Source organism: Micromonospora sp. NPDC049171 (genome assembly GCF_040648275.1).
Classification (GTDB): domain Bacteria; phylum Actinomycetota; class Actinomycetes; order Mycobacteriales; family Micromonosporaceae; genus Micromonospora.
The window spans coordinates 87582-102353 of the sequence record NZ_JBEZDJ010000016.1 but is presented as its reverse complement, the minus strand read 5'-3'; the positions used below and the strand labels follow the sequence as shown (position 1 = coordinate 102353).

14 protein-coding genes are annotated in these 14772 nt (G+C 71.9%); 6 read left to right on the top strand and 8 right to left on the bottom strand.

Annotation, left to right across the window (positions count from 1 at the left end; translation table 11 throughout):
* Positions 1-245: 245 nt before the first annotated feature.
* The 4 genes from AB0B14_RS20955 to AB0B14_RS20940 form a co-directional block, all read right to left on the bottom strand.
* Positions 246-899, bottom strand: coding sequence for a hypothetical protein (locus AB0B14_RS20955; protein WP_357523729.1), 654 nt, complete (start codon positions 897-899; stop codon positions 246-248).
* A gap of 104 nt (positions 900-1003) precedes the next feature.
* Positions 1004-1978, bottom strand: a complete 975-nt coding sequence (locus AB0B14_RS20950) for a pirin family protein (RefSeq protein WP_357080508.1) — start codon at positions 1976-1978, stop codon at positions 1004-1006.
* Between the two features lie 424 nt (positions 1979-2402).
* Entirely contained in the window at positions 2403-2963 is a 561-nt protein-coding gene (locus tag AB0B14_RS20945; protein WP_357523634.1) for a hypothetical protein, read from the bottom strand.
* A gap of 656 nt (positions 2964-3619) precedes the next feature.
* Complete coding sequence (locus AB0B14_RS20940) at positions 3620-3931, bottom strand: MazG-like family protein (protein ID WP_357078404.1); 312 nt, start codon at positions 3929-3931, stop codon at positions 3620-3622.
* 304 nt (positions 3932-4235) lie between these two features.
* Between AB0B14_RS20940 and AB0B14_RS20935 the strand changes: the two genes are divergently transcribed.
* Positions 4236-5606 carry a hypothetical protein gene (locus AB0B14_RS20935; RefSeq protein WP_357523632.1) on the top strand — a complete coding sequence of 457 codons (1371 nt, stop codon included), beginning with the start codon at positions 4236-4238 and terminating at the stop codon, positions 5604-5606.
* A gap of 94 nt (positions 5607-5700) precedes the next feature.
* Entirely contained in the window at positions 5701-7329 is a 1629-nt protein-coding gene (locus tag AB0B14_RS20930) for an alkaline phosphatase D family protein (protein WP_357523630.1), read from the top strand.
* Positions 7330-7391: 62 nt separating this feature from the next.
* On the opposite strand, the gene AB0B14_RS20925 is transcribed toward AB0B14_RS20930, so the two are convergent.
* Together AB0B14_RS20925 and AB0B14_RS20920 are read right to left on the bottom strand one after the other, a co-directional pair.
* A complete protein-coding gene (locus tag AB0B14_RS20925) occupies positions 7392-8147 on the bottom strand; it encodes a hypothetical protein (protein ID WP_357523628.1) in 756 nt (251 codons plus the stop codon).
* A 583-nt stretch (positions 8148-8730) separates the two neighbouring features.
* Positions 8731-9237 carry a VOC family protein gene (locus tag AB0B14_RS20920; protein ID WP_357523626.1) on the bottom strand — a complete coding sequence of 169 codons (507 nt, stop codon included), beginning with the start codon at positions 9235-9237 and terminating at the stop codon, positions 8731-8733.
* A gap of 62 nt (positions 9238-9299) precedes the next feature.
* On the opposite strand from AB0B14_RS20920, the gene tsaA reads away from it, so the two are divergent.
* Entirely contained in the window at positions 9300-9722 is a 423-nt protein-coding gene (gene tsaA, locus AB0B14_RS20915; RefSeq protein ID WP_357078421.1) for a tRNA (N6-threonylcarbamoyladenosine(37)-N6)-methyltransferase TrmO, read from the top strand.
* A gap of 33 nt (positions 9723-9755) precedes the next feature.
* On the opposite strand, the gene AB0B14_RS20910 is transcribed toward tsaA, so the two are convergent.
* Positions 9756-10385 carry an MBL fold metallo-hydrolase gene (locus tag AB0B14_RS20910; protein ID WP_357523624.1) on the bottom strand — a complete coding sequence of 210 codons (630 nt, stop codon included), beginning with the start codon at positions 10383-10385 and terminating at the stop codon, positions 9756-9758.
* Complete coding sequence (locus AB0B14_RS20905) at positions 10385-11470, bottom strand: S-(hydroxymethyl)mycothiol dehydrogenase (RefSeq protein WP_357078428.1); 1086 nt, start codon at positions 11468-11470, stop codon at positions 10385-10387. The genes AB0B14_RS20910 and AB0B14_RS20905 overlap by 1 nt, the downstream gene beginning before the upstream one ends.
* A gap of 129 nt (positions 11471-11599) precedes the next feature.
* Here AB0B14_RS20905 and AB0B14_RS20900 point away from each other — a divergent pair, with 129 nt between their 5' ends.
* The 3 genes from AB0B14_RS20900 to AB0B14_RS20890 all read left to right on the top strand — a co-directional run bounded on the left by AB0B14_RS20900 (position 11600) and on the right by AB0B14_RS20890 (position 14759).
* The gene (locus tag AB0B14_RS20900) at positions 11600-12019 is read left to right on the top strand and encodes a hypothetical protein (protein ID WP_357078431.1); all 420 of its coding nucleotides are present in this window, start codon (positions 11600-11602) and stop codon (positions 12017-12019) included.
* A 20-nt stretch (positions 12020-12039) separates the two neighbouring features.
* Positions 12040-13227: a low temperature requirement protein A gene (locus AB0B14_RS20895; RefSeq protein WP_357078434.1), complete on the top strand. Its 1188-nt coding sequence runs from the start codon at positions 12040-12042 to the stop codon at positions 13225-13227.
* A gap of 80 nt (positions 13228-13307) precedes the next feature.
* A complete protein-coding gene (locus tag AB0B14_RS20890) occupies positions 13308-14759 on the top strand; it encodes a cryptochrome/photolyase family protein (RefSeq protein ID WP_357523622.1) in 1452 nt (483 codons plus the stop codon).
* The last annotated feature ends 13 nt before the right edge of the window (positions 14760-14772 follow it).

The following is a 14772-nucleotide window of genomic DNA, read 5'->3' as shown; positions in this document are numbered from 1 at the left end:
GGCGTTGGTGCGGCCCCGGGAACGGCACGGGGAGGAAGGGCCGGGACAGGCGGGCGCCCCTGGTCACGAACCGCGACCCAGGGCGCCACGCAAGCCTGCCCAGGCGGTGAGCCACGTCCGAACCGGTCGCGGTCACCAGGCGGTGGATGTCCGCTCGAACCGAGCGGCCAGCACTGCCGGGTCCAACCATACGACAGAACATCCTCCGTTTGGTCAGAATTTTGCGAAGTGTGGGCCAGGGCACGTCATGGCCGACCGGTCACCTCCGCGTACCGGTGCTCCAGGTCGACCCGGGCCAGCGCCCCCACCAGCCAGGCCAGCTGCTCCGACTCGCCACTGGCCAGGCCCGCCAGGTCGTCCGCCGACCGACCCAGCCCGAGCCGGCGGGCGGCGGCCAACGCCCGGCGGTCGGCCACCGGGGCCACCTCCCGCCACAACGCCTGCGCCTCGCGGAGAAACAGCTCCACCACCTGCCCGTCCACACCCGGAAGCTCGGCGAGCAGCGCCCGCTCCCGGACCGGGTCGTGCCGCGCCACCGCCCGCAGGCGGCGCAGGTCGCCCCGGTACCGCTCGACCACCGTGCGCGCCAGGTCGCCCAACACGTCGGCCAGCGCGTCCACGTCGCCACGCTGACCGCTGCCACGCAGCACCCGTACCCGGTCCTCGTGCAGCGAACGCGCCAACCGGGCGGCACTGTCCCATCCCTCGTCGCGTACCGCCCGCGCACCGTCCAACGCCCGGCGGAAGTCGCCCCGACGGCCCAGCAACACCGCCAGGTAGAGCACCTGGAACAGGCTCGCCGGGTTGTTGGTCACCCGGAAGCCGTACTGCTCAGCGAAGCCCCGCCCGCTGCCGGCAAGCCGGCGCGCCAGGCGCTTCCGGTCCGCCACGGACGTCATCAGAGTGGTCGCCATCCCGACGCCTACCCACACCACCAACCCCCACACACGGCCCCTCCCACCCCGCCCCCGCGCCCGTCGCCCCACGCCGGGCTTGGGTGGTTTTAGCCGTGCAGGGTGCCGGTGCGGTCGCGGGCCTTGAGGCGGGTGGTGGGCAGGGCGGGGGCTGGCAGCGGTGGCGCCGAATCGTCGGCGACCACACCGAAGCGTCCGTCGCCCGCCATCCAGTCCTCCCGGGCGGCGGCGACCTCCTCGTGCGAGCGGCCGACGAAGTTCCACCACATCACCAGCGGCTCCTCGAACGGCGTACCGCCCAGCAGCAGCAACCGCGCACCGACCCCGCCCCGCACGGTCAGCTCGCGGCGGCCCGAACCCAGGTAGAGCAGCGCCCCCGGCTCGAACCCGACTCCGGCGGCCTCGGCGGAACCGGACATCGCCAGCACGGCGTACTCGAAATCGGGCCGCAGCGCCAGCGTCGTCGGCGCCTCGCCGCGCAGCTCGACCTGCACGCCGACCAGCGGGGTGTGCACCACCGCCGGTGACCGCTGCCCGGCGAACTCGCCGACCAACAGGGTGAGATCCAGATCGCCGTGGCGCCAACGCGGCAGGTCGGCGTGGTGCGCGAAGTCGGCGGCCCCGGCCCGCGCCGGGTCCGGCAGTGCCACCCAGAGCTGCACGCCGTGCATCACCGGCGGATGGACGGCCGGTGACCGCTCGGAGTGGGCGATGCCGTTCCCCGAGGTCATCACGTTCAGTTGACCGGGCCGGATCGGCTGGACGTTGCCGAGGCTGTCACGGTGCAGGATCTCACCGTCAAGCAGCCAGGTCACCGTCTGCAGGCCGGTGTGTGGGTGCGGCGGCACCTCCATGCCCGGGCGCTGCGCCACATCGTCCGGGCCAAAATGGTCCACGAAACACCAGGCGCCGACCATCCGGCGGGCCCGCTGCGGCAGCAACCTCCGCACGGTGGTGTACCGACCCAACGGCACGTCGTGGCCGGGCAACAGCACACTGCCGGGATCCACGTCGGCCACGCCAGGTGGCCGGGTCTGCGCCAGCATTGATTCAGTACGCTCCACCGCCCGACTGTACGCGCACGCCCACCCGTCGCCGCAGCGCTTCCTGGTCAGGGCATCACCGAGAGCCGGACCGCGTTCGTGCCCGTGCTGCCGCCACCCGCCGCCATGCCGCCCTTCACGGCGGTCACCGGGCCGGCAGGTACGCGCCCGCCGGCCACCCGAGTCACTCGGCACTCTTCCTGGTCGCCACGCGTAGATCTTGGACACTTTCCGTCTTGCGTGAACGGAAACTGTCCAAGATCTCCGAGCGACCGTCCGTCCACCAGGCCGGGTAGTCACCTCCCCGGTACGCCGGCAGTCCGCGTCGCGCACCCAACGCTCCATGCGCAGCCGCCGACAAGCCGGAAACGCCGCTGGCCGGCACCCGAGTTGTGGGGTGCCGGCCAGCGGTCGATGTCCTGCGGTGGTGCTGTGCTGTGGTGGGTCAGCTGTTCCAGTACTGGCCGACCAGGTCGGTGGCCTGCTGCTCCCACTGGGCGTAGGCGTCGGGGTAGGCGGAGACCTGCACGGTCTGCGCGGCCTGGGTCAGGGGCATGTCCTGCCAGCCGTCGACCTGCTTGAGGCCCTTGAGGAACGCGGTGGTGGAGTAGGCCGGGTCGGTGATCTGCTCCGGGGTACCCCAACCCGAGCTCGGGCGCTGCTGGAACAGGCCCAGCGAGTCGTGGTCGTTCATATCGCCCAGGTGGCCCAGGTTCTCCAACTTCGACTCCTGCAGACTCGTCGCGATCGAGATGACCGCGGCCCGCTCGGGCAGACCGGCCTTCTTCGTCGCGGCGATGATCGCCTTGACGTTCGCGGTCTGCTCATCGTTGAGGGTGATCCGGGACTGCTCGCCCTGCGGCTTCGGCGCGGTGCTCTGCACAGCGGCGGCGACGGGCTTGGCGTCGACGGGGTTGGCGTGCGCGGCGATCGGACCGGCGAACACACCACCGGCGAACGCGAGACCAGCAACAGACAGCACACTCTTACGCATGATCGTGTTCATGGTGGTTAGCTCCTTCGGGGGTAGGACCACCCGCTGCCACCAAGGGGGAACGGTGACGGCGGGTGTGAGCACCTCGTCCGGCGCCGCACATACAAGGGGGGAAAGTCTTCGACGGTCGGCGACCTGCGAGCGGGGGGCTCGTGGCGCCGGGGTCCAGGTGTAACGACCGGGGGGCCGGGGTCATTCCGGGTTGGCCCGTCGCGCGGCACCCTCGTCGGGGCGGTGCCTACGGTCGTTCGTGGGGACTGCAACGACCCGGGGGCCGGGGGCATTCCGGGTTGGCCCCATCGCGCGGCACCCTGGTCGGGGCGGTGCCTACGGTCGTTCGTGGGGACTGTAACGACCTGCGGGCCGGGGGCATTCCGACCTGCGGGATCCGCATCCCCAACCCCTGCGGGTCGGGCGGGCGGCAGGTCGTGCTGCGATCGTCAGGGTGTGTAACGACCCCGGCCCGGCCACGATTCCGGCCCACGGGTGCGACCGGTCACCCGCCAAACACCCCAAAGCGGAAAAGCACCCCGGGCTACCCAGAAGGTCAGGCCCTGCCCCGGCTGGGGGTGATCCACTCGACTTTCAGGAAGTCGCGGTTTCCAACCCGGTGCGATGCCCCGGTTTCCAGAAAGCCGAGTCGATCACCGCGTCACCCCCGGCGCCTTTCAGCCGGTGAGGCGGGAGCGCACCTTGGCGGCGCAGGCGTCCAGGACGGTCTGCGCGTCCAGTCCCAGGCTCTCGATGGCCACCAACGCCGTGAACGCGACGTCGGCCAACTCCGCCGCGACGTCCTCGCGGGTGTGCGTGACGCCTTTGCGAGGATTCTGCCCGAGCACCCCGATCCAGGCGGCCGATGCCTCCCCCGCCTCCTCGGTCACCTTGAGGATGCGGCAGGTCAGTTCGGTCTGCCCGGTGCCGTTCGCGGCGTCCAACCAGTTGCGCGACGCCCGGGCCGCCTCCCAGATCAACTCGTCCACGCCGACCAGTCAACCCGACCGGCCCACTGGCGCGGCCAACCGGGTGCACCCGTCGAGCGGCGAGGAACGCGACAACCCGCCACTGGGGGCAAGGGGGTGCGGATGGACGCACGGACCGGACGCGAAGTGCCGTACGTCGGGGCGTACGTGCAGGGTCTGATCGGCCGGACAGTCAGGCTTGACCAGCCGGTCAGCGAATCCATTGACACCTGTCGACGGCCGTCCTAGGTTCAGGACGCTACCGGCCGGTAGGCAACCGTCCCGCCTGGTCGCCCCGGGGCGACCTCCGTGATGGGGAGCATCGATGCTGTCCGCACCCGTTCGTACCCTCCGCCGTCTGCTCGCCACCACCGTGCCGCTGACCCTGGCGGTCGGGTTGGCCGGTGCCGCACCGGCAGGCGCCACCGATCGGGACGCGGGTGGCGGCCAGCCACTGCCCGGGTACACCATCGAGATCCCGCCGTTGGCCCCGCTGGTGGTGGGCGGCAAATCGACGACGGTACGCCAGGGCGTGCACCGCCACGCCGGGTACCTGATCGAGGTCCCCGCCCAGTGGAACGGCAACCTGGTGCTGTGGGCGCACGGCTACCGCGGCCAGGGCGCGGTGCTCTCGCCGGAGCCGCCGGCCTTCGGGTTGCGCGAGCGTCTGCTGGAGCAGGGGTACGCCTGGGCGTCGTCCTCGTACGACCGCAACGGCTTCGACATCCGCTCCGGAGTGCTGGGCACCAGGGATCTCGCCGACCACTTCGGCCGGACTGTTCGCCGGCCACAGCACACCTACCTGGCGGGGGTGTCGATGGGCGGGTACGTCATCGGTCGCTCGCTGGAGCAGTACCCCGGCTCCTACGCCGGCGCGCTGCCGATGTGCGGGGTGCTCGGTGACCAGGCGCTGCTGGACTTCTACCTGGACTACAACCTGGTCGCGCAGGCGCTTGCCGAGGTGCCGGCCCATCCCACTCCGGCCGACTATCTGACCAACGCGGTGCCCCGCATCCAGGTGGCGCTGGGCCTGGCGGGCCTGACTCCCACCGGGCCGGACACCACCACCGAGCGGGGCAAGCAACTGCGGGCGATCACGGTGAACCGTTCGGGTGGCCCTCGTCCCGGTGCGGACGCCGCGTTCGCGGTGTGGAAGGACTTCCTCTTCTCCATCAGCGTGCCCACCGGGAGTGGCAACTCCCCCGCCCAGCGGCCCGATCAACTCGCCACCAACCTGCTCACCCGCTACACCCCGAACAGCCCGGTCAACGTGAACGCCGCCGTGCGGCGGGTCGCACCGGAGAACGTCGTGCAGCGGCTCCTGCCGACGCTGACCGAGGTGCCGCGGATCGCCGGTCGGCCCAGTGCGCCGGTGCTCAGCCTGCACGGCCTCGGTGACCTGTTCGTGCCGTTCAGCATGGAGCAGGCGTACGCCGCCGACGTGGCACGGCACGGTCGCGGCGGGCTGGTGGTCCAGCGGGCCATCCGGGCCGCGCAGCACTGCGAGTTCACCCCGGCGGAGGCCGGCGCCGCCTGGGACGACCTGGTGTCCTGGGTACGCACCGGCAAGCGCCCGGTCGGTGACACCGTGACGGATCCGGCGGTGGTGGCCCGACCCGACTACGGCTGCCGGTTCAGTGACCGGGACGCGTACGCCGCCGGGGTCGGCACCCGCCGCCTCTACCCGGCCTGCTGAGCGACGGGGTAATGGGAACCCCCGTCGACGGGTCGGCGAACACTCATCGACGGGGGCAGCGCACGAGCCATTATCGACGGTAGACACATAGACCATGACGAACACCCTTGACCGTCGTACTCTTCTGCGGGTGGCCGGAGCATCGGCTGGCACCTCCGTGCTGGCCGGCGTCACCCTCGCCGGTGGCATGCCGGCCCACGCGGCCGACGGCGCCTTCCAGCACGGCGTCGCCTCCGGTGACCCACTGCCGGACGGCGTCCTGCTCTGGACCCGGTTGACCCCGACCGCCGAGGCGCAGCCTGGCTCCGGCCTCGGCCCCGAGGTGGGCGTGACCTGGCAGGTCGCCGCCGACCCGGACTTCACCACGGTGGTAGCCGCGGGGACACAGCACACCGGACCGGAATCGGACCACACGGTGAAGGTGGCGGTGGGCGGCCTGGCACCGGCCACCACCTACTGGTATCGCTTCGGCCACACCGGCGGCTGGTCGCCGGCTGGTCGGACCATGACGGCGCCACCCGTCGACGCGGAGATCGACCGGCTGCGCCTCGGCGTGGTGTCCTGCGCGAACTGGGAAGCCGGGTTCTTCGCGGCGTACCGGCATCTGGCCGAGCGAGGCGACCTCAACCTGGTGGTGCACCTGGGTGACTACCTCTACGAGTACGGCAGCGGGGAGTTCGACGCGGGCGGCATGGTGGTCCGGCCGGTGCGACCCGCGCACGAGGTGCTCACCCTCGCTGACTACCGGATCCGGCACGCGCTCTACAAGACCGACCCGGACCTGCAGGCGTTGCACGCCGCAGTGCCGTGGGTGATCACCTGGGACGACCACGAGGTGGCCAACGACCAGTGGTCCGGCGGCGCGGAGAACCACACGCCGGGCACCGAGGGGTCGTTCGCCGGTCGGCTCGCCGCGGCGCGGCAGGCGTACCTGGAATGGATGCCGGTGCGTGTCGGGGTGGACGGCGCGATCTACCGCCGGCTGCGTTTCGGCCGGCTCGCTGAGCTGTCCATGTTGGACCTTCGCACGTACCGGTCACAGCAGGCGTCCGGGACCGCGGTCGACGACCCGGGACGCACCATCACCGGCGACACGCAGATGTCCTGGCTCAAGGCCGGGCTGGCCACGTCCAGCGCGCGGTGGAAGCTGGTCGGCAACCCGGTGATGATCGCGCGGGTGGACGTCGGGGCTCTGCCCGCCTGGCTGCTCGGCCCGCTGGGTGCCCTACTCGGCATCCCGCAGAACGGCGCGGTGCTCAACACCGACCAGTGGGACGGGTACAACGCCGACCGCAACGAGCTGGTCGACTACGTGCGCGCCACCGGCACCCGTGACGTCGTGTTTCTCACCGGGGACATCCACACCTCGTGGGCCAACGAGGTGACCACCCGATCCACCGGGCCGAACAACCCGGCCGCTGCCGAGTTCGTGGTGCCGTCGGTGACCAGCGACAACGTCAACGACTTCCTCGGCCTGCCCGCCGGCAACGCGCTCAGCGCGCTGGGTGCCGGCCTGCTGCGTTCGACGAATCCGCACGTTCGCTGGACCGAACTGGACGGGCACGGCTACGGCGTACTGGAGGTGACCCGCGAGCGGTGCCGGATGGACTGGTATCACCTGGCCGACCGCACCCGCGCGGCCAGCACCAGCCGGTGGGTCGCCGGCTGGTCGGTGGGCGCCGGCTCGGCGAAGCTGCGCAAGGAAGGCGCGCCGCTGGCCTGAGACCGGTACGACGACGCCGGCCGGCCCCCTGCACGGGGGCCGGCCGGTGTGTGTCGCGGGTGTCACCACATCTGCTGGACGATGTCCGCCGCCTGCTCCTCCCACTGCGCGTACGCGTAGGGGAAGGCGGAGACCTGGACGGTCTGCGCGGCGGCGGTCAGCGGCAGGTCCTGCCAGCCGCCGATGTTCTTGAGCGCGGTGAAGAACGCCGTGGCGGCGTACTCCGGGTCGGTGATCTGGTCGGGCGTGCCCCAACCGGACGACGGACGCTGCTGGAACAGCCCCTGTGAGTCGTGGTCGTTGTACGCGCCGAGGTGGCCGAGGTTGTACAGCTTCGACTCCTGCAGCGAGGTGGCGACGCCGATCACGGCGCCCCGGTCGCCGACACCTGTCTTCTTGGCGGCGTCGACGATCGCTCGCGCGTTGGCCAGTTGTGCGTCGTCGAGCGGGATGCGCGACTGTGCGCCCTCAATGCCGTGCGGGATCAACTGGTCGCGGCTGGGCTTGCCGGCCGGCGGCTTGCCGGTGGCGGAGCCGGTGGTCAGCCCGGACTCGACGGGCTGGTCCTCCTGCCGGGCCGGGCTGGCGGCCTTGGCGGTGGCCTTGCCGGTGGCCAGGTCGATGGCGGCCACGGCGCCCTGGTGCGGTCCGGAGGTGACCGGGGCGGCGGCCGCGGTCGGTGCGAGCGCCAGACCGCCGAGGGCGGCCACACCCACCGCGCTGAGCGCGGTCTTGCGGTACGAGTCCTTGACGATGGCGGGGAGCCATCGGGTGTCCTTGGCGATGGCGGGAAGCCATCGAGTGAAGTCGACCTTCACGATGGTTGCCCTCTCGATCGTGCGGAACGCTCCGGGGTGAACGCTCCTCGGGAGATGACCGCGGAAGAGGGTTTGGGCTCCGGCGGTACGGGGGACACAACCAGGTTCACGTGTCGGTCATTCCGGAAATGCCCGACCGTCGGCCCGCTGCGGCGCCGGTCACGGGCGCAGAATCGGACATCGCGGGCTCGCCCGCATCGGGCCAGACGGCCGTGACAGAGGGTGTTTTTCGGAACCAAAGGCGATGCCTGGAAGCCAGCCTTTGCTCTGCATACCTATACGCACCAGCTACGTTTCGTGACGATGCGTTCGTATGGCGAAAAGCCTCGGCGTCGGGCGCAACGCGCCCATGCGCAGGTCACGGGGCATGGTGCATATAGGTAAGCAGAGCAAAGGGGCCAGGCAAGGGTGCTGGGGGCAGGCAGTTGGCAGCTTGCCGCTACCACCAGTGAGCCTCTGGGTCTCCGCACCCTGGGTAGTTGCCGTGCGGCTCTCCGTACCGGACGAGAAGTTGCCCGGTGACCGACACCGCGCCCCGGCCGATCAGCGCCGCACCCACCGGGGGGACCGAAGCGGGGCAGGCTCAGTTGTCGCCGTCACGTCCGGGCTCCGCGTCCTGCCTCCCGACGCCCTGGTCCGGCTGGACGAGTTCCTGGAAGACGGTGATGTGCAGGCCGGCGGGGGCGTCGAGGCGGGAGTTGAGTGACTGCCACGGCGTACGCGTCGGCGGCGCGACCTCGCTCGCCCCGGCGGCCACCAGTCGGGCGGTCGTCGCCGCCGCGTCGTCCACCTCGAAGGCCACCCGGATGCGCGGCGCGACCTGCCGACCCACCTCGACCTCGTCGATGAGGCGTTTCTGCGCGGGGTTGGCGATCTCCAGGGTGGCGCGGCCGGCGTCCAGGATCACCACCCGGGCATCCCCGTCGCCGCTGAACGCCGCCTCCTCGGGCAGGCCCAGCGCGTCCCGGAAGAACGCGACGGCGGCTTCGTGGTCGGCGGCCTCCACCACGAGACGCAGCTGACGGACCACGGGCACGGGCGAGTCGGCGGGGACAGGCGAGTCGGCGGGGACGGGCGAGTCGGCGGCCATGGGCGGGATCCTAGCGCCGCGGCGGGGCTAGGTTGGGACCGTCCACGAGGGAGGGAGCGAGGATGGTGGGGAGTGATGACGCGTACCTGTTGCACCCGGTCGGGCGGGTCGCCTCGTCGTTGACCGATGCGGCGAGCGCCCCGCGGCAGGGCGACGAGGGGGCGCCGGCGGCGTGGCTGGTCTTCGACCCGCAGGTCGAGCGGGCCCTGCGTGACCTGCGGGTCGGCGCGGAGTTGCTGGTGTTGACCTGGCTGGACCGGGCCCGACGCGACGTGCTGGCGGTGCACCCCCGGGGCGACGAGAGCCGGCCGGAGACCGGGGTGTTCAGCACCCGCTCCCCGCACCGGCCCAACCCGATCGGGCTGCACCGGGTGCGGGTGCTCGCGGTGGACGGGCTGCGCGTCGAGGTGGCCGACCTGGAGGCACTCGACGGCACCCCGGTCCTGGACGTCAAACCGGTGCTGGGCGCGGCCGACGAGCGCTGAGCCCGTCGACCACGCACCAGCACGCCGCAGGAGTCAGTGGCCGCGGGCCAGCCACTCCTGCAGGTGTGGCGCCTCCGCGCCGATCGTCGTGTCGTCACCGTGGCCGGTGTGCACGACCGTCTCCGCCGGCAAGGTGAGCAGGCGGGTGCGGATCGAGCCGACGATGGTGTCGAAGTCGCTGTACGAACGGCCGGTCGCGCCCGGACCACCGGCGAAGAGCGTGTCGCCGGTGAACACCACACCGAGGTCCGGGGCGTGGAAGCTGCACGCGCCGGGGCTGTGCCCGGGGGTGTGCAGGACCCGCAGCGTGGTGCCGGCCACCTCGACGATCTGCCCGTCGTGCAGCTCGCCGTGCGGTGGCAGGTACGGGTGGACCAGGTCCCAGAGGACCCGGTCGGCGGCGTGCAGCAGCACCGGCGCGCCGGTGGCCTCGGCCAGCTCGGGTGCCACCCGGACGTGGTCGTCGTGGGCGTGGGTGGCCAGGATCGCCCGGACCTTCCGATCACCCACCAGGGCGAGGATCGCGGCCACGTCGTGCGGCGCGTCCAGGACGACGCACTCGCGGTCGTCGCCGATCACCCAGACGTTGTTGTCCACGTCGAACGTCTGCCCGTCCAGGGAGAACGTGCCGGCGGTGACCGCACGGTCGACCCGGGCCGTCATCAGAACACCACCACCGAGCGGAGCACGTCGCCGTGGTGCATCCGGTCGAACGCGGTCTCGACCTGGTCAAGCGCGATCTCCTCGGTGACGAACGCGTCCAGGTCGAGCCGGCCCTGCAAGTACAGCTCGGTGAGCATCGGGAAGTCCCGGCTGGGCAGGCAGTCGCCGTACCAGCTGGACTTGAGGGCACCGCCGCGCCCGAAGACGTCCAGCAGCGGCAGCTCGATCTGCATCTGCGGGGTCGGCACGCCGACCAGCACCACCGTGCCGGCCAGGTCCCGGGCGTAGAACGCCTGCTTCCAGGTCTCCGGTCGACCCACCGCGTCGATCACCACGTCGGCACCGAAGCCGCCGGTCGCGGCACGGATCGCCTCGACCGGGTCGGTCTCGGAGGCGTTGACGGTGTGCGTGGCGCCGAACTTTCGGGCCCAGTCCAGTTTGCGGCTGTCGGTGTCCACCGCGACGATCGTCGTCGCGCCGGCGAGGGCCGCACCGGCGACCGCCGCGTCCCCGACGCCGCCGCAGCCGATCACCGCGACCGAGTCGCCGCGGGTGACGTTGCCGGTGTTCATCGCGGCACCCAGCCCGGCCATCACCCCGCAGCCGAGCAGACCCACGGCGGCCGGCCGGGCGGCCGGGTCCACCTTCGTGCACTGCCCGGCGTGCACCAGGGTCTTCTCGGCGAACGCGCCGATGCCCAGCGCCGGGGCCAGCTCGGTGCCGTCGGTCAGGGTCATCCGCTGCTTCGCGTTGTGGGTGTTGAAGCAGTACCAGGGGCGACCCCGACGGCAGGCGCGGCAGACCCCGCAGACCGCACGCCAGTTGAGCACCACGAAGTCACCCGGGGCCACGTCGGTGACGCCGTCGCCCACCTGCTCGACGATGCCCGCCGCCTCGTGGCCGAGCAGGAACGGGTAGTCGTCGTTGATGCCACCCTCGCGGTAGTGCAGGTCGGTGTGGCAGACCCCGCAGGACTGGATCCGGACGATCGCCTCCCCGGGGCCGGGATCGGGCACCACGATGGTGGTGACCTCGACCGGTGCGCCCTTGCTGCGGGAGATGACTCCCCGGACTTCCTGGCTCACTTCGCCTCCTGCTGGTGGTGTGTCGGCAGGCTACCGCGACCACCACGGCCAGCCCAGCCAGCCGGACGGGTTATCGCGGGTGTTGCGGGGTACGCGGGCCGCACTCGACCACGGCCAACGGGAGTAGCCATGAAACTCGCGCACCTGCCGCTACGGCTCAGCATCGGCGCGTATTTTCTCAACTCGGGTCTGGGCAAGCGCAACCTGGAGGGTGCCGCCGCGGAGGGCATGCACGGGATGGCGGTCGCCGCCATGCCGCAACTCGGCCAGTTGGACCCACCGCGCTTCGCGAAGCTGCTGGCGTACTCGGAGATCGCCCTGGGGGCTGCGCTGCTCGCGCCGGTCGTCCCGGCCCCGCTTGTCGGGTTGGGCCTGACCGCGTTCGGCGCGGGTCTGGTGCAGCTGTACCTGAAGACGCCGGGCATGCGGGAGCCGGGCAGCATCCGGCCGACCCAGCAGGGCGCCGGGCTCGCCAAGGACGTCTGGCTGGTCGGTGCCGGGCTGACCCTGGTGTTGGAGGGGCTGACCCACGGCCGTCGACGCCGGTGAGCCCAGCCTGAGGAGCGGCGGTGACCCACTCGCGTTCGGTGCGGCCGTTCTACCGGCCGATGCGGCCACGTCGCCGGGACGAACGGCACCGTGCGGCCACCCCACTGGAACTGTTCTTCGATCTCTGTTTCGTGGTGGCCGTGGCGCAGGCGGCCAGCAGTCTGCACCACGACGTCGCCGAGGGTCACCTCCGCCACGCCGCGACCAGCTATGCCATGGTGTTCTTCGCGATCTGGTGGTCGTGGGTGAACTTCACCTGGTTCGCCTCGGCGTACGACACCGACGACGACGTCTACCGGATCACCACCCTGGTGCAGATCTCCGGAGCGCTGATCCTGGCGGCCGGGGTGCCACGCGCCTTCGCCGACGGCGACTTCACCGTCATCACCTACGGGTACGTGGTGATGCGGCTGGCCGCCGTCGTCAACTGGACCCGAGCCGCCGTCGGCGACCCCCGCCACCGCGCGTCGGCGCGCCGCTACGGCATCGGCGTGACAGTGGTGCAGCTCGGCTGGCTGCTGCGGCTGGCGCTGCCCGTCGAGTGGGGCATGGCGACGTTCGTGCTGCTGGTGCTGGCCGACCTGCTGGTGCCGGCGGTGGCCGAACGCCCGGGCATGACGCCCTGGCACCCCGAGCACATCGCTGAGCGGTACGGCCTGTTCACCCTGATCGTGCTCGGTGAGGCCGTCCTGGCCATCTCGATCGCGATCCAGACCGGGCTCGACGCCGGGGAGCATGGCCTCTGGTCACTCGCGGCGGCTGGCGCGGTCATCGTGTTCGCGCTCTGGTGGCTCTACTTCGACCGGCCCAGCGAGGCGCCCGACCGGCTGCCGTACTCCCTGATCTGGGGCTACGGGCACTACCTGGTGTTCGCCGCGATCGCCGCGATCGGCGCCGGCCTGGGGGTGTCGGTGGACGTCGAGCGGCACCTCGCGCACGTCTCCGGGCGCACCGCCGCGTACGCGGTGGCGATCCCGATCGCCGTCTTCCTGCTCACGGTGTGGGTGCTCCAGGTACGCCGGCAGCAGCACGGCGCGGTGCTCGTCGCCTTCCCCGTCGTCGCGCTGCTGGCGCTGCTCGCGCCGCTCGGCCCGGCCCCGGTGCACGTGCTCGCGGCGCTGCTTGTCGCCCTCGTGACGCTGACCGTGCTGAGACGCCGCCGCGACGTCGGGCCGCACGCCGAGGTGGCCGGGGTCAACCCGGCCTGACCCGCCGTGGCGGGCATCCGGCAACCGGCGTCGGGCGCGGCACCGGGCGCGGCAGCCGGAAAGTAGGCAGAATTGCGGGCATGCCTCGCCGCCGATGGTTGCTGGCCGATCAGCTCGGGCCGCACTTCCTCGACGACCCCGACCAACAGGTGCTCCTGGTGGAGATCCGGGAGCTGTTCCGCGACCGGCCGATGCACCGGCAGAAGGCGCACCTGATCCTGTCCGCGCTGCGCCACCGTGCCGCGGAGCTGGGTGACCGGGCGCTGCTGCTGCGCACCGACACGTTCCGGGAGGCGCTGGCCCAGGTCGGTGACCCGCTGGAGGTGTGCCATCCGCACTCCCGGGCGGCGCTGCGTTTCGCCCGGTCGGTGCCGGGGCTGACCGTGCTGCCGCCACGCGGCTTCATCACCAGCCAGGCCGACTTCGCCGGCTGGGCGGACCGCCCGCGACGCGGCCCGCTGCGGATGACCGACTTCTATCGGCACGCCCGCCGCCACCACGAGGTGCTGACCGCCGCGACGGGGGCGGGACGCCGGCCCCGGGCCGAGAGCCGGTCCGTGCCGGTGACGCCACCCCCGCCCCCACCGATCGTCGAGGATGACATCGATGCGGAGGTTCGCCGCGACCTGGACCGGTGGGCCGCCGACGGGGTGCGGTTCGTCGGCCGGGACGGCCCCCGCCTTTACCCGGCCACCCATGACGAGGCGCAGGCCCGGCTGACGCACTTCCTGACCCACCGCCTACCCGGGTACGGCCGCTACGCCGACGTGATGAGCGTCGACGATCCGCTGCTCGCACACTCGATGCTCTCGTCCTCGTTCAACCTCGGGTTGCTGCACCCGGAGCCGGCGGTGCGCGCCGCCGAGCAGGCGTGGCGGGCCGGCACGGCCCCGCGTACGGCGGTGGAGCCGTTCATCCGGGGCCTGCTCGGCTGGCGGGAGTTCCTCTGGCAGCTCTACTGGTACTTCGAGCCGCGCTACCGGGGGGCGAACTGGCTGGCCGCGACCGAGCCGATGCCGCAGTGGTTCGCCGAGTTGGACGCCGACGCGGTGGAGGCCCACTGCCTGGCCGACGTCCTCGCGGCCGTCCGGGATCGGGCGTGGACGCACCAGACGCCCCGACTGCTGGTGTTGGCGAACTACGCGCTGCAACGCGGCTGGCGTCCCACCGACGTGGCGGACTGGTTCCAGCGCTGCTTCGTCGACGGCACCCACTGGGTGATGAACGCGACGGTGATCGGCATGAGCCAGTACGCCGACCTGGCCCGGGTGGACACCCGCCCGTACGCGGTGGACGGCACCGACATCGACGAGATCAGCGACTACTGCACCGGCTGCCGCTACACGCCGGAGCGGGCGCTCGGCGACCTGGCCTGCCCGTACACCGGGGGTTTCGAGAGTTTCCTGCACCGCAACCGGGCCCGGCTGCTGACCGATGCGCGGCTCGCTGCCGAACTGGAGCGCCGCGACGAGCCGGAGCACCGCGAGGCGGTGCTGGCCCAGGAGGAGAAGCGGGGCAGCACACCACCGTGACCCCGGCGGCAGC

What these genes read in the sequence shown, in the direction of transcription:
- AB0B14_RS20955 (WP_357523729.1), bottom strand. Translation starts at nt 899, where the DNA reads ATGACGTCCGTGGCGGACCGGAAGCGCCTGGCGCGCCGGCTTGCCGGC.
- AB0B14_RS20945 (WP_357523634.1), bottom strand. Translation starts at nt 2,963, where the DNA reads ATGAACACGATCATGCGTAAGAGTGTGCTGTCTGTTGCTGGTCTCGCG.
- AB0B14_RS20935 (WP_357523632.1), top strand. Translation starts at nt 4,236, where the DNA reads ATGCTGTCCGCACCCGTTCGTACCCTCCGCCGTCTGCTCGCCACCACC.
- AB0B14_RS20930 (WP_357523630.1), top strand. Translation starts at nt 5,701, where the DNA reads ATGACGAACACCCTTGACCGTCGTACTCTTCTGCGGGTGGCCGGAGCA.
- AB0B14_RS20920 (WP_357523626.1), bottom strand. Translation starts at nt 9,237, where the DNA reads ATGGCCGCCGACTCGCCCGTCCCCGCCGACTCGCCTGTCCCCGCCGAC.
- tsaA (WP_357078421.1), top strand. Translation starts at nt 9,300, where the DNA reads ATGGTGGGGAGTGATGACGCGTACCTGTTGCACCCGGTCGGGCGGGTC.
- AB0B14_RS20910 (WP_357523624.1), bottom strand. Translation starts at nt 10,385, where the DNA reads ATGACGGCCCGGGTCGACCGTGCGGTCACCGCCGGCACGTTCTCCCTG.
- AB0B14_RS20900 (WP_357078431.1), top strand. Translation starts at nt 11,600, where the DNA reads ATGAAACTCGCGCACCTGCCGCTACGGCTCAGCATCGGCGCGTATTTT.
- AB0B14_RS20890 (WP_357523622.1), top strand. Translation starts at nt 13,308, where the DNA reads ATGCCTCGCCGCCGATGGTTGCTGGCCGATCAGCTCGGGCCGCACTTC.